General features: G+C 60.1%; 11 protein-coding genes. 7 read left to right on the top strand and 4 right to left on the bottom strand.

The window, feature by feature from the left end; translation table 11 throughout:
• Positions 1-326: 326 nt before the first annotated feature.
• Positions 327-1,469 (bottom strand): polysaccharide lyase family 1 protein, encoded by a 1,143-nt coding sequence (locus EJA70_RS20315; protein WP_141126758.1) that lies wholly within the window; start codon positions 1,467-1,469, stop codon positions 327-329.
• 199 nt (positions 1,470-1,668) lie between these two features.
• On the opposite strand from EJA70_RS20315, the gene EJA70_RS20310 reads away from it, so the two are divergent.
• Positions 1,669-2,424, top strand: coding sequence for a FadR/GntR family transcriptional regulator (locus EJA70_RS20310; RefSeq protein WP_008079675.1), 756 nt, complete (start codon positions 1,669-1,671; stop codon positions 2,422-2,424).
• A gap of 4 nt (positions 2,425-2,428) precedes the next feature.
• Here EJA70_RS20310 and EJA70_RS20305 read toward each other — a convergent pair whose 3' ends face one another.
• The 3 genes from EJA70_RS20305 to EJA70_RS20295 form a co-directional block, all read right to left on the bottom strand.
• Positions 2,429-3,322 (bottom strand): SMP-30/gluconolactonase/LRE family protein, encoded by an 894-nt coding sequence (locus EJA70_RS20305; protein WP_158833051.1) that lies wholly within the window; start codon positions 3,320-3,322, stop codon positions 2,429-2,431.
• Positions 3,319-4,161, bottom strand: coding sequence for an NAD(P)-dependent oxidoreductase (locus EJA70_RS20300; protein ID WP_158833050.1), 843 nt, complete (start codon positions 4,159-4,161; stop codon positions 3,319-3,321). Before EJA70_RS20300 ends, EJA70_RS20305 begins: the two co-directional genes overlap by 4 nt.
• 95 nt (positions 4,162-4,256) lie before the next feature.
• Positions 4,257-4,982, bottom strand: a complete 726-nt coding sequence (locus EJA70_RS20295; RefSeq protein WP_158833049.1) for an oligogalacturonate-specific porin KdgM family protein — start codon at positions 4,980-4,982, stop codon at positions 4,257-4,259.
• Positions 4,983-5,342: 360 nt separating this feature from the next.
• On the opposite strand from EJA70_RS20295, the gene EJA70_RS20290 reads away from it, so the two are divergent.
• The 6 genes from EJA70_RS20290 to EJA70_RS20265 all read left to right on the top strand — a co-directional run bounded on the left by EJA70_RS20290 (position 5,343) and on the right by EJA70_RS20265 (position 12,766).
• The gene (locus tag EJA70_RS20290) at positions 5,343-6,497 is read left to right on the top strand and encodes a mandelate racemase family protein (protein ID WP_008079679.1); all 1,155 of its coding nucleotides are present in this window, start codon (positions 5,343-5,345) and stop codon (positions 6,495-6,497) included.
• A gap of 72 nt (positions 6,498-6,569) precedes the next feature.
• The gene (locus EJA70_RS20285; RefSeq protein ID WP_158833048.1) at positions 6,570-8,180 is read left to right on the top strand and encodes an ABC transporter substrate-binding protein; all 1,611 of its coding nucleotides are present in this window, start codon (positions 6,570-6,572) and stop codon (positions 8,178-8,180) included.
• A gap of 84 nt (positions 8,181-8,264) precedes the next feature.
• A complete protein-coding gene (locus EJA70_RS20280; protein WP_371924614.1) occupies positions 8,265-9,278 on the top strand; it encodes an ABC transporter permease in 1,014 nt (337 codons plus the stop codon).
• Between the two features lie 46 nt (positions 9,279-9,324).
• Complete coding sequence (locus tag EJA70_RS20275; protein WP_158833047.1) at positions 9,325-10,935, top strand: ABC transporter substrate-binding protein; 1,611 nt, start codon at positions 9,325-9,327, stop codon at positions 10,933-10,935.
• A 62-nt stretch (positions 10,936-10,997) separates the two neighbouring features.
• Positions 10,998-11,915, top strand: coding sequence for an ABC transporter permease (locus EJA70_RS20270; RefSeq protein WP_178116933.1), 918 nt, complete (start codon positions 10,998-11,000; stop codon positions 11,913-11,915).
• An 11-nt stretch (positions 11,916-11,926) separates the two neighbouring features.
• The gene (locus tag EJA70_RS20265) at positions 11,927-12,766 is read left to right on the top strand and encodes an ABC transporter ATP-binding protein (RefSeq protein ID WP_026000816.1); all 840 of its coding nucleotides are present in this window, start codon (positions 11,927-11,929) and stop codon (positions 12,764-12,766) included.
• Positions 12,767-12,774 lie beyond the last annotated feature (8 nt).

The following is a 12,774-nucleotide window of genomic DNA, read 5'->3' as shown; positions in this document are numbered from 1 at the left end:
CACAACAGAAAACCTGTGGGAGCTGGCTTGCCAGCGATGGGACCAGTCGGGGCAATAAATAATCCAGATTTTTTCCCAGGACTGCGGCATCACCCGACCCTCGATTCCCCCATCCTCGGGTTCTCCTCCCACAGGGGGCGGAGTTGTTGATGCGATCTGTGTCACAACACAAAACCTGTGGGAGCTGGCTTGCCAGCGATGGGGCCCGTCAGGGCAATAAATAATCCAGATTTTTTTCAGGACTTCACCCCCTGCACGGTCTTCAAGCAGACATGAAAAAGCCCTCGTCACCGAGGGCTTTTCATTAACGCGGTTACATCGATCAATCAGATCTTGCCAGCGCCAGCCTTGGCTTTAACATCAGCAGCGACTTTGTCCGCGTTCAGCGGGGTGTAGCTGTAAGGCGGTGTCCAGCCGATGCTCGAACTCCACGAACAGCTCAGTGCGCTGCCATTGAGTGTCGAGCCTTGGTCGCGGTAAACGCTGCCGCCGTAGTCGCCGGCGATTTTGTCGCAGCCGCTGATGCCGGAGATTTCGAAAGCGTTTTTCTCGGAAAAAATCTTCGAGTTTTTGCCCACGCCGTGCGCGTAGCTGAACGGGTAGACCTTATGACTGGTGCTGCCCACGTGATAGTTGTTGTACAGGTGCACCTGGCCGAAGCGAACGCGTGGTGCGCGTGCGGAGATGTTTTCGAACAGGGTGTTGTGGATCGTGACCTTGAGCTTGCCATCATCGGTGGTGCGGCTGTCGCTCGAACCGATCAGGTTGTTCTTCTCGTGCGATTTGAACGCCGAGTAGGAAATGGTCACGTAGTTGGCACCGTTTTTCACGTCCAGTGCGCCGTCGTGGTGTTGCTTCGGACGACCGTTGGCGGTGCCGTTCTGGTCATCGGTGCGGCGGCCATCGGTGAAGGTGACATGGTCGACCCACACATTGTTGGCGCCTTCGATGGTCAGCCCGTCGTACTCGGAGTTCCAGTTGCCGGCGCTGCCGTCATTGGCGTCCCAGATCGGCTCGGGATCCCACGGGTTTTCGATGGTGATGTTGCGGATGATCACATCGTTTTCCTTGGCATAGAAGAAACCCTCGCGGATCTCCGCCGTGCTGCTCGTACCGACGATGGTCGTCTTGCCCGGGATATCCAGACGGCCGCGCTTTTTCATATCGGCGGTCGTCGTATAAGCTTTGCCTTCGCTGACGTCGATGAGCCCGGTAATCTTGATGATGCGACCGTTGGTGCCGACCGACGCGCTGAGTGCGGCTTTCAGTTCGGCGGCGTTCTTCACGGTGTAGATGTTGTTGGCTGCGGCTTTGGAGCCGCCCTTGGTGCCACCATTTTGCGTGGCCCAGCCCGTCGTTGCAACATCCAGCCAGATATCGGCCGCTTGTGCAGGCAGGCTGGAAAACAGCAGGCTGCCGACGATGGCGCTGGCCAGTTTGCAGGCCGTGAAGGTTGATGGTTTTGTCATGAGTAATCAGATCCTTGATTAACTTGAGTGTTTTACACGCGAAGTTTCGACGTGTTTCTCGAGCGGACGTCCTTATCGCCATTGCAGCGAATCGAACGTCCGCTGCATGAGAAATCCTATCATGTGAACTGGTGCGTTGTCGTACAACTGAATGGGCTATGATGCGTAATTATTCGAAAATTCGAGATTTTTGTTGCTGATGGACAGACCCAACGCCACACCCAATGTTCGTCGCCGGCATCGCAGCCTGGCGGAGGACCTGGTCACCGAGCTGTCCCGACGCATTTGCAGCGGCGAACTCGCGCGCGCGACGAAGCTGCCGACTGAATCCCAGGTCATGGCCGAGCACGGCGTCAGCCGCACAGTGGTGCGCGAGGCGATATCGCGTCTGCAGGCAGCAGGCCTGGTGGAAACTCGTCACGGTATCGGCACCTTTGTTCAGGACATTCCCAGCCCGAGCGGTTTTCGCATTGATCCGGACAGCATCGTCACCCTTGAGGATGTCCTGGCGGTGCTTGAATTGCGCATCACCCTCGAGGTCGAGGCCGCTGGCCTGGCGTGCGCGCGACGTACCGATGAGCAACTGCAACTGATGCGTGACTCGCTGGACGCCATCAATTCCCGCGCCGTCAGCGTCGACTACGCCGTGTCGGCGGATTTCCAGTTCCACCAGCAAATTGCGCTGGCCACCGGCAACCGCTATTTCACCGACATCATGCTGCACCTGGGCGCGAACATTCTGCCGCGCACACGCCTGCATTCCAAGCGCCTGGAGAATGACCGCAAGGAGCCGTATCTGGAGCGCCTCAGTCGCGAGCACGAAGACATTTACATTGCGATTGTCCGGCGTGATTCCGACGCCGCACGCGCAGCCATGCGCTTGCATCTGTCCAACAGCCGCGAGCGTCTGCGCCGTGCCTACGAAGCTGCAGACGCGGCGGCGTTGAACGTCTGAAGCCTCAGGCGCGGGCCTTGGTTTCGGGCAGGCCTTGAACGCCTGGGTTGAGGGCAAAGACTCCGCCCGCCAGTGGCTGATCGGTGAGGTCGATGCCTTGCGGGCGAATCGAGGTGACAAAGAGGGTATCGAGCCGCGGGCCGCCAAAGGCGCACATCGTCGGTTTCTTCACCGGCACTGGCAACGCGCGATCCAGTTTCCCCTGCGGGGTAAAGCGCAGCACCAGGCCGGCATCAATTGCGCAGATCCAGTAACAGCCGTGTGAATCGACGGCCGCTCCGTCCGGTCGACCGGGGTGGTCGTTCATGTCGACGAACAAGCGGCGGTTGTGCGGCGTGCCGCTGTCGATGTCGTAATCGAAGGCCCAGATCAGTTGCCGGCTCGGGTGCGAGTCGGACAGGTACATGGTGCGGCCGTCGGGGCTGAACGCCAGGCCGTTGGGCACCACGAGTTCCTCCAATTGCGGCGCCAGCACCGATACATCGTTGGGGTTTTGCGCGTCGTAGCGATACAGCGCGCCGACCGCCTCGGCGCCCATGGCGGTTGGCATCGAGCTGGCCCAGAAGCGTCCCTGACGATCGCAACGACCATCATTGAAACGCATGCTCGGGCGGGCGTGCTCGACGCCGATGAGCTTTTCCGCAGCCAGACGTCCGTCAGCCTGCGGGCGCAATTTGAACAGGCCACTTTCCTGCGCGCCCAGCCAATGTCCCGCTTCGCTGCGGGCGATACAGGCGAGCATTTCGTCCGCCTGCCAGCAGTCGGTCTGGCCGTCGAGTTGCCAGCGATGCAAGCGGCCGGCCGGAATGTCCACCCAATACAAGGCATTTTCGTCGGCTTGCCAGACCGGGCTTTCACCGGTGGCGTTGCGCGCATCGACAATCAGTTCGGCCGTCATGAGCGCGTCTGCGCTGGCGCTTCAAACGGACCTGCTGCGGTAAAGGCGCCGCCCTGGTACAAGCGGTCGGGATGGTCGGCGGCGAGCGCCGGTTGTTGTTCGACCTGTGCGCGAAAGGCTTCGGAGCTGTCCTGCGGCGCAAAGCTCAGGTGCGCGGCGTGCCGGTTGTTCCACCACTGATCACGGTTGGCGGACACCCCGTAAATCACGCTGTGCCCGACATCGCTGGCCAGCAGTGCGCGGGCGATCAGGTGCTGCAGATCGGTATAACTCAACCAGGTCGCCAGCATGCGCAGGTTGCGCGGTTCGGGGAATGAGGAACCGATGCGCAGGCTCACTGTTTCAATGCCATAGCGGTGGAAATAGAAGGTTGCCATGTCCTCGCCGTAAGCCTTCGACAAGCCGTAATAACCGTCCGGGCGACGCGGCGAATGGGCGTCGATCTGTTCGTCCTGCGAGTAGAAACCGGTAACGTGGTTGGAGCTGGCGAACACGATGCGCTTGACCCCGTGCAGGCGCGCGGCCTCATAAACATGAAAGGTGCCGCGAATATTCGCCTCGAGGATTTCTTCGAAGGATCGCTCCACCGAGATCCCGCCCAAATGCACGATGGCATCGACGCCCTCGGCCAGCGCGGCGACAGCGGCCTTGTCACTCAGATTGCAGTTGATCACTTCATCATGCGCGCCGCGGCTCGGCGTCATCGCACTGATGTCCGAGGAGCGGACGATGTCGGCGTGAACCTGCAGGGTTTCGCGCAGAATCTGGCCGAGCCCACCGGCAGCGCCGGTCAGCAAAATACGGTTGAAGGGTTTGGCCAGCGTGGTTTGTGTGGTCATGGTCGGGTCTTCCATTACGCGGTGGTGAAGGGGTGGGCGGCAGGGTGCCTGCCCGACAAGCGATGCGCGCTCGCCAGGCAAAAGCTGCGCGCGGCTTACATGAAGTTGTATTGCACGCCCAGACGCCAGCGAGCCTGGCGGTCGGGTGAGGTGGACTCGACTTTGATGTCGCCGATTTCCATGAAGGGCGCCCATTGTTTGGTGAGCTTGTATTTGACGATCAGGTTCTGTTCGTAGTCGCTCTTCTTGTTGTCGTAGCGGATGTAGTCGGTCTTGAAATAGATGAACTGATATTCGTAAGCCCACTTGTTGGCTGGCGTGTAGCCGAGCCAGCCTTCGAAGCGGTGGGTGGTCTGGTCATCCTTGTAGTGATCGGGCATGTCTTTGTTGACCTGGTCGCGATCGAGTTTGCGCAGGTCCAGGCGATAGCGCGTCGCTACGTAAAAGGCGTCGTCGATTTTGTAGTTGTACTTGAGGCCGAACTTGTAGGCGGTCGCATCCTTGGAGCTGTCCATCTGAAACGCCGGGGTCAGCGTCGACTGCGCGCTGAGCTTGTAGTTGTAGCTCACCGTGAACTCGTGGCCGTTGTTGACCATGTTGTCGTAGGCGACATCTTTGCGGTCACCGGCCGTGCGGTATTTCATCTCCGCCTCAAACCCCAGTCCACTGTCCAGGCGGTAGTTGAGCTTGATTCGGTCGGCGTGGGCGCTGTCCTCCTCGGTGTACTGATGGCGGTAGTTGAGGCTGGCAGAGTCAGCGTGGGCAGAGAAGGGCAGGCCGAGGGCCGCGACAGTGACGAGCGTGCGTAGGGTGGTGTTCATACGGTCTTCTTTTTTGTTTTTGTTAGGGTCGTTTGACGAGTACTACAGGCACCGCGATGTTGCGTATGGCTCTCATTTGAGGCGCAGATATAAGTTATCGTACGACAAGATGACTCGTCTACGTGATTTTGCTCGTTTGGAAACATGTTGATACATATATGCCCTGTGAATAGGGGTCTAAAGCAAATCCTGTTATTCAGCAGTCGTCTTTAAAATTGGCGCTTTGATGGGCGTTTAGCTGAAAAGGCTTGGAAGAGCAGAAGGGTTATTGGGTCTTTTCAAGCGTTGTACGATGACCTATGATCGGTCGCAACCGACGACACTCCTGTCACAAATCCAATAAGAAGGCTCAAGACGTCCATGAGAATCACAGCAGTCAACGTCCAGGTTTTTTCCTATCCCACCCGCCGCGCAGTCGACAGCGCCGGTCATGCTCATCCCGGTGATGTCAGTCAGGCGCAAATGGCGTTGCTGCGCATCCAGACCGAAGACGGCAAGGAGGGTTACGCCCTCGGTGCGCCGGAGCTGATTCGTCCTTATGTGCTGGATGGTTTTGTGCGCAAGGTGCTGGTCGGGCAGAACGCCTTTGATCGCGAAAAGATCTGGCATGACTTGGCGCACTGGCAGCGTGGCAGCGCCAGCCAGTTGACTGATCGCGCGCTGGCGTTGGTCGAGCAGGCGTTGTGGGATTGGGCGGGGCGCAAGCTCGGCGTGCCGGTGCACAAGTTGATCGGCGGTTTTCGCGACAAGGTGCCGGCGTACGGCTCAACCATGTGCGGCGATGAATTGCCTGAGGGTCTGGCGACGCCGGAAGACTACGGACGCTTTGCCGAAACGCTGGTCAAGCGCGGCTACAAGGCGATCAAGTTGCACACCTGGATGCCGCCGGTCTCGTTCGCACCGAGCCCGCGCATTGACGTCAAAGCTTGTGCGGCAGTGCGCGAAGCGGTGGGCCCGGACATCGCCTTGATGCTCGACGGTTATCACTGGTACAGCCGCACCGAAGCGCTGTACATCGGACGCGAACTGGAAAAACTCGACTTCGCCTGGTTCGAAGAACCGATGATGGAAGAGTCCGCCGAATCCTATGCCTGGCTGGCGGGGCAACTGGACATTCCGGTACTTGGCCCGGAAACCCTGTCCGGCAAACACCTGAGCCGGGCCAGTTGGGTCAAGCACGACGTCTGCGACATTCTGCGTGCCGGCGTCGCCGGGGTCGGCGGGATCGGGCCTTGCCTGAAGGTCGCGCACATGGCCGAGTCGTTTGGCATGGACTGCGAAATCCATGGCAACGGCGCAGCCAACCTGACGGTGGTCGGCGCGATCAAGAACTGCACCTGGTACGAGCGCGGCTTGCTGCACCCGTACCTGGATTACGACGAGGTGCCGGCGTACCTCAAGCGTCTGGTCGACCCGATGGACAGCGACGGTTTTGTGCATTTGTCCGACCTGCCAGGTCTGGGCGAAGACATCGACTTCAACTTCATCGAGATGAACACGCTTAAAAGCTTCTGACGTGTACGCGGGCTGCCCGGTGCATGCCGGGCTGTCCGAGAGCCCTATAAATATAAGAAAGGCACTCTCGCTATGAACATTCTTCCTTCGCTGTGGGCGCGGGTTCTGGCGGCTACCCTGACGGTGACCGCGCTACCTGTCGTCCATGCCAAAACCCCGGCCGATCAATTGATCGTCGGCATGAGCATGATCAATCTGCTGTCTCTCGACCCGGCGGCGGCCACCGGCCTGGACGTGTCCGAGATCAATGCCAATCTCTATGACATGTTGCTGGTGCAAGACGTCGCTGCGCCGGATCAGCTGTTGCCGGCACTCGCCGAGCGCTGGCAAGTCAGCGACGATCGCAAGACCCTGACGTTCAATCTGCGCCAGGGCGTGCAATTTCAATCGGGCAACCCGTTGAGCGCTGAAGACGTCGCCTGGTCATTGCAGCGCGTGCTCAAACTCAACCTCGCGCTGGCATCGACCTGGAAGGCTTACGGTTTTACCGCCGAGAATGTCGAGCGTTCGATGCGCGCGACTGATGCCAATACCTTCGTCATCGAATTGCCGCGCCCCACCGATCCACAGTTGGTGCTCAACACGCTGGCGACGTCGCCCAGCGCCTTCATTCTTGACCGCAAAAAAGTCCTCGAACACCAGAAGAACAATGACCTCGGCGCCGCCTGGCTGGTGACGCACGCCGCCGGCAGTGGTGCCTTCGTGCTCAATGACTGGCGGGCCAACGACGTGATTCTGATGAGCCGTTTCGACGGTTATTGGGGTGGCCCGGCCAAGCTCAAGCGCATCGTCATGCGCAACATGACCGAGTCGCAGTCGTTGCGTCTGATGATTGAGCGCGGTGACCTCGACATCGCCAAAGGCATGTCGGCGCCGGACATCCAGGCCTTGCAGAACAGCGACAAGGTCCGCACGCAAACTCTGCAACGCGGCACGCTGTACTACGTCGCACTGAGTGTGAAGCAGCCGATGTTCGCCGACGCGCGCGTGCGCAAGGCTGTGCGCTCGTTGATCGACTACCAGGGCATCAACCAGACCGTCATGCCGCACTACGGCGTGATCAATCAGCGGCCGATGCCGTTGGGACTGGCCGCGCGTCTGCCGGATCCCGGTTATCGACTGAATGTCGATGAGGCAAAAAAACTTCTCGCTGACGCCGGTTACCCCAACGGGTTCAAGACCAGCATCCGCGTGCTGGCCGAACCGCCCTTCATCAACATTGCCTCCAATCTGCAATCGACGCTGGCGCAGGCCGGGATCGAAGCCAGCATCATCACCGGCACCGGTAATCAGATCTACGGCGCCATGCGTGAGCGCAGTTTCGACATCATCGTCGGCCGTGGCGGTGGCGGCGCCGAACGTCATCCCCATTCGAGCCTGCGCACGCTGGTGTACAACCCGGATAACCGTGACGAAGCCAAGCTGAGCAACTTCCAGGGCTGGCGCACTTCGTTTTACAGTCCCGAGTTGAATCAGTTGATCGAGAGTGCCGAAGTCGAGCCCGATGCGCAGAAACAGCAGGCGCAGTATCAGGACATCCAGCAGCAACTCGATCAGCAAGTGGGCGCCATTCTGCCGGTCTCGCAGATGACCGACACAGTGCTGGTCTACGCCGATGTTGCCGATTTTCAGGGGCACACGGCCGCGACCACGCGCTACAAAGACGTCTACAAAAAACGCTGAAATGCACGGATGAACTTCGCGTGCCGGGTGCACCGGTGACCGTATTATCAGGAGCTGACTATGTTTGTTATGACTGCCTCTGCCATGGGAGCCCGCGCCTCCAATACCGCGCGGCGTGCCAGCACGGTACTGGTGACGTTGCTGGGCCTGCTGGCGCTGACGTTTATCATCGGTCGGGTGATGCCGCTCGATCCGGTGCTGGCGGTGGTCGGGCCGGACGCCGACAGTTCGACCTACGAGCAGGTGTACCGGGCGATGGGGCTGGACAAGCCGATCTGGACCCAGTTCGGCCTGTACCTCAACGACTTGCTGCACGGTAATTTCGGCAACGCGCTGTTGACCGGGCACCCGGTGCTCGATGACATCCGCCGGGTGTTCCCGGCCACCATCGAACTGGCGACCCTGGCCATCCTCTTCGGTGTGCTGATCGGTTTGCCGCTGGGCGTTTGCGCGGCGAGCAATCAGGGGCGACTGGGCGATCATGTCGCGCGAGTGATTACCCTGTTCGGCTATTCCACGCCGATTTTCTGGCTGGGCATGATGGGCCTGCTGGTGTTCTACGCCTGGCTCGGCTGGGCCGGGGGCGCCGGTCGCATCGACCTGGCGTACGACGGCATGGTGCCTGAAGTCACCGGGCTGTTGCTGATCGATTCGAGCCTTGCGGGCGATTGGGAAGCCTTCGCCAGCGCCTTGCGCCACATCGTCTTGCCGGCGTTGATCCTCGGGCTGAACTCGGTGGCTTACATCAGTCGGATGACGCGCAGCTTCATGCTCGAGCAACTGTCTCAGGAATACATCATCACCGCTCGGGTCAAGGGGTTGTCGCGCCGCCAGGTGGTCTGGGGTCACGCCTTTCGCAACATCCTCGTGCAGTTGCTGACGGTGGTGGCGCTGGCTTACGGCTCGCTGCTCGAAGGCGCGGTGCTGATCGAAACGGTCTTTGCCTGGCCGGGTTTCGGCCAGTACCTGACCAGCAGCCTGATGCTCGGCGACATGAACGCGGTGATGGGCTGTGTGCTGGTGATCGGTTTGATTTTTGTCGCGCTCAACCTGATCAGCGATGCCTTGTACAAGGTCTTCGATCCGCGCACGCGTTAACACGCCTGGCAGCAGCACTAAAAATTATAAAAAGAAGGATTTTTCAATGACGACTGCATTTACCAAACTGCACGCTGGCCTGTTGGCGGCGATCCTGGCGCTGGTGCCGATGACCCAGGCCAGCGCCAAGACGCCGGCCGATCAACTGATCGTCGGCATGAGCATGGTCAACCTGTTTTCCATCGACCCGGCCAACGCGCCCGGCCTCGACGCTTCCGGCGTCAATGCCAATCTTTACGACACTCTGGTCAAGCGTGATCAGGGCAATCCGGAAAAGCATCTGCCGCAACTGGCCGAGCGCTGGACGATCAGCGACGACGGCAAGCAGGTAACCTTTCATTTGCGCCAGGACGTGAAGTTTCACTCCGGCAATCCGCTGACCGCTGAAGACGTGGCCTGGTCGCTGTACCGGGTGATGAAACTGAATTTCGGCCTGGCCACGACCTGGAAAGCCTACGGTTATAACGTCGACAACATTCAGTCACTGATCCGCGCCAGCGATACCCACACGCTGGTCGTTGACTTGCCGCAAACCATGGACCCACTGTTATTGATCGACTCGCTGGCGATCTCGCCAAGCGCGGTGGTGATCGATCGCAAAACGGCTTTGGCGCATGAGAAAAACGCTGACCTCGGTGCTAACTGGCTGGTGACCAACGAGGCCGGCAGCGGACCGTTTGTGCTGAGCAAATGGACGGCGAACGACTCGCTGTTGCTGACCCGCTTCGACGGTTACTGGGGCGGTGCTGCCAAGCTCAAGCGCGTGGTGGTGCGGCACATGACCGAATCGCAGTCGCTGCGGCTGATGCTGGAGCGCGGTGACCTCGATCTCGCGTACGGCATGGCCGCACCGGACATCCGCGCCATTGACGGTTCGGAAAAAATCCACGTGCAGTCACTGCCGCGCGGCACCATGTACTACGTCGCGCTGAGCATGAAGCAACCTGAATTTGCCAATCCCAAAGTGCGCGAAGCGGTGCGCAACCTGATCGACTACAAGGGCCTCGACGAACAGGTGATGCCGTATTACGGCCAGTTGAATCAGCAGCCGATGCAACTCGGTCTGGCGGCGCGCCTGCCGGATCCGGGTTATCACATGGACGTCGTCAAGGCGAAAAAACTCCTCGCCGAAGCCGGTTATCCGGACGGCTTCACCACGACCATTCGCACATTGTCAGAGCCGCCCTTCATCGACATCGCCGCGCGCCTGCAAGCGACGCTGGCCGAGGGCGGGATCAAGGCCAGCATTGTCAACGGCACTGGCAACCAGGTGTATGGCGCGATGCGCGCGCGCAACTTCGACATCATCGTTGCGCGCGGGGCCGAGCGCTATCCGCATCCGTATTTCAGCCTGCGCACGTTTGCCTACAACCCCAACAACAGCGATGACGCCGGCCTGCCGAATTTCCAGGGCTGGCGTGCGTCGTTTTTCAGCCCGCAGCTCAATAGCCTGATTGATCAGGCCGGGGTCGAACGCGATGCCGGCCAGCGCCTGAACCTGTACCACCAGGCACAGAAAATCTACGACGAGCAGGTCGGCCCGATCATGATGATTTCGCAGATGACCGACACCGTGGTCAGCGCCGCCGACGTCAAGGGTTTCGCCGGTGATGATGCCGAGGCGACGCGGTATCTGGGTGTCTACAAACAACGCTGAACGCTGCCCGGTGCGTCGGCGTACGCGCCGGGTGATCCTGAATTCAATCCGAGAACATGCCCATGATTGCCAACATGTCTTCTACTGATTCGAGCGCCAAGCGGCGGTTGGATCGTACCCCCGGATCCAGCTTCGACGCCTTCTGCAAAAGTGCCCTGAAAGTCTTGCGGCACTTGTTGCGCAACCCGATGACCCTGGCCGGATTGCTGGTCGCTTTGGTGCTGGTGGTGGTGGCGCTGTTTGCGCCGTGGATCGCCACCCATGATCCGGTGGCGCAAAACCTCGCCAATGCCCTGCAGGCGCCGGGCGCTGCCCACTGGTTCGGCACCGATGAATACGGCCGGGATATCTTCAGTCGGCTGGTCTACGGCTCGCGCATCACGTTGTACATCATCACCCTGGTGACCGTGATCGTCGGCCCGATCGGCCTGTTTATCGGCACCGTTTCCGGCTACTTCGGCGGTGTGGTCGACACAGTGTTCATGCGCCTGACCGACATCTTCATTTCCTTCCCCAGCCTGGTGCTGGCGCTGGCGTTTATCGCTGCGCTCGGTCCGGGCCTGGAACACGCGGTGGTAGCGATTGCGCTGACGTCGTGGCCGCCGATTGCGCGACTGGCACGGGCGGAAACCCTGTCGTTGCGCAAGGCTGACTTCGTCGTGGCGGTCGAGCTGCAAGGGGCTTCGTCCACGCGAATCATCCTGCGGCACATTGTGCCGATGTGCATGTCGTCGGTGATCATCCGCCTGACCATGAACATGGCCGGGATCATCCTCACCGCAGCGGCTTTGGGCTTTCTCGGCCTCGGTGCGCAGGCGCCGTCGCCGGAGTGGGGCGCGATGATCTCCACCGGGCGTCGCTACATGCTCGAGTGCTGGTGGCTGGTGGCTGTTCCGGGGGCCGCAATCATGTTGGTCAGCCTGGCTTTCAACCTGTTGGGCGACGGCCTGCGGGACATTCTTGATCCGCGCAGCGAGTAATCGGAGGCTGTATGTCTGCAATCAAATTGAACGTCGAAGGGCTCAATGTGCGCTTCGTCAATGCTCAGAAAGAAACCCATGCTGTGCGCGATGTGTCCTTCACCTTGGGGCGGGAAAAACTTGCCATTGTCGGTGAGTCGGGCTCGGGCAAATCGACGGTCGGGCGCAGCCTGCTGAAACTGCACCCGGCCAGCGCGCGGATCACCGCCAAGGCCATGCAGTTCGGTGAAGTCGATCTGCTGTCAGCCGGCGAAAAGGTCATGCAGAAGATTCGTGGTCAGCGCATTTCGATGATCATGCAGGACCCGAAATACTCGCTGAACCCGGTGGTCAAGGTCGGCGATCAAATTGCCGAGGCGTATCTGGCGCACCACAAGGCCAGCCGCAGCGAGGCCCGCGAGCGGGTGCTGGAAATGCTCGAAAAGGTGCATATCCGTGATCCGCAACGGGTCTACAACCTGTACCCGCATGAGGTTTCCGGTGGGATGGGTCAGCGCATCATGATCGCGATGATGGTCATCACCCGGCCACAGGTGATCATCGCCGACGAGCCGACCTCGGCCCTCGATGTCTCGGTGCGTCAGCAAGTGCTCAACGTGCTGGAAGAACTGGTCGAACAGCAGGAAATGGGCCTGATTTTCGTCAGCCACGACCTCAACCTTGTGCGCAATTACTGCGACCGCGTGTTGGTGATGTACGCCGGCAGGGTGGTCGAATCGCTCGCCGCCGGTGACCTGCAACACGCGCAACATCCCTATACCCGAGGCCTGATGGCGGCGTTGCCGAGCATGGACAACCGTCGCGAACGGTTGCCGGTGTTGCAACGCGACCCACTGTGGCTGACTTGCTGAGGAATCGA

It is taken from the genome of Pseudomonas sp. PB103, assembly GCF_009764635.1.
Taxonomy (GTDB): domain Bacteria; phylum Pseudomonadota; class Gammaproteobacteria; order Pseudomonadales; family Pseudomonadaceae; genus Aquipseudomonas.
This window is presented reverse-complemented; position numbering and strand designations above follow the sequence as displayed.

Excerpts from the sequence above, each read along its gene's own strand:
- EJA70_RS20310 (WP_008079675.1), top strand. The coding sequence starts at position 1,669 with ATGGACAGACCCAACGCCACACCCAATGTTCGTCGCCGGCATCGCAGC.
- EJA70_RS20290 (WP_008079679.1), top strand. The coding sequence starts at position 5,343 with ATGAGAATCACAGCAGTCAACGTCCAGGTTTTTTCCTATCCCACCCGC.
- EJA70_RS20275 (WP_158833047.1), top strand. The coding sequence starts at position 9,325 with ATGACGACTGCATTTACCAAACTGCACGCTGGCCTGTTGGCGGCGATC.
- EJA70_RS20270 (WP_178116933.1), top strand. The coding sequence starts at position 10,998 with ATGATTGCCAACATGTCTTCTACTGATTCGAGCGCCAAGCGGCGGTTG.
- EJA70_RS20295 (WP_158833049.1), bottom strand. The coding sequence starts at position 4,982 with ATGAACACCACCCTACGCACGCTCGTCACTGTCGCGGCCCTCGGCCTG.
- EJA70_RS20265 (WP_026000816.1), top strand. The coding sequence starts at position 11,927 with ATGTCTGCAATCAAATTGAACGTCGAAGGGCTCAATGTGCGCTTCGTC.
- EJA70_RS20300 (WP_158833050.1), bottom strand. The coding sequence starts at position 4,161 with ATGACCACACAAACCACGCTGGCCAAACCCTTCAACCGTATTTTGCTG.
- EJA70_RS20315 (WP_141126758.1), bottom strand. The coding sequence starts at position 1,469 with ATGACAAAACCATCAACCTTCACGGCCTGCAAACTGGCCAGCGCCATC.
- EJA70_RS20280 (WP_371924614.1), top strand. The coding sequence starts at position 8,265 with ATGGGAGCCCGCGCCTCCAATACCGCGCGGCGTGCCAGCACGGTACTG.
- EJA70_RS20285 (WP_158833048.1), top strand. The coding sequence starts at position 6,570 with ATGAACATTCTTCCTTCGCTGTGGGCGCGGGTTCTGGCGGCTACCCTG.
- EJA70_RS20305 (WP_158833051.1), bottom strand. The coding sequence starts at position 3,322 with ATGACGGCCGAACTGATTGTCGATGCGCGCAACGCCACCGGTGAAAGC.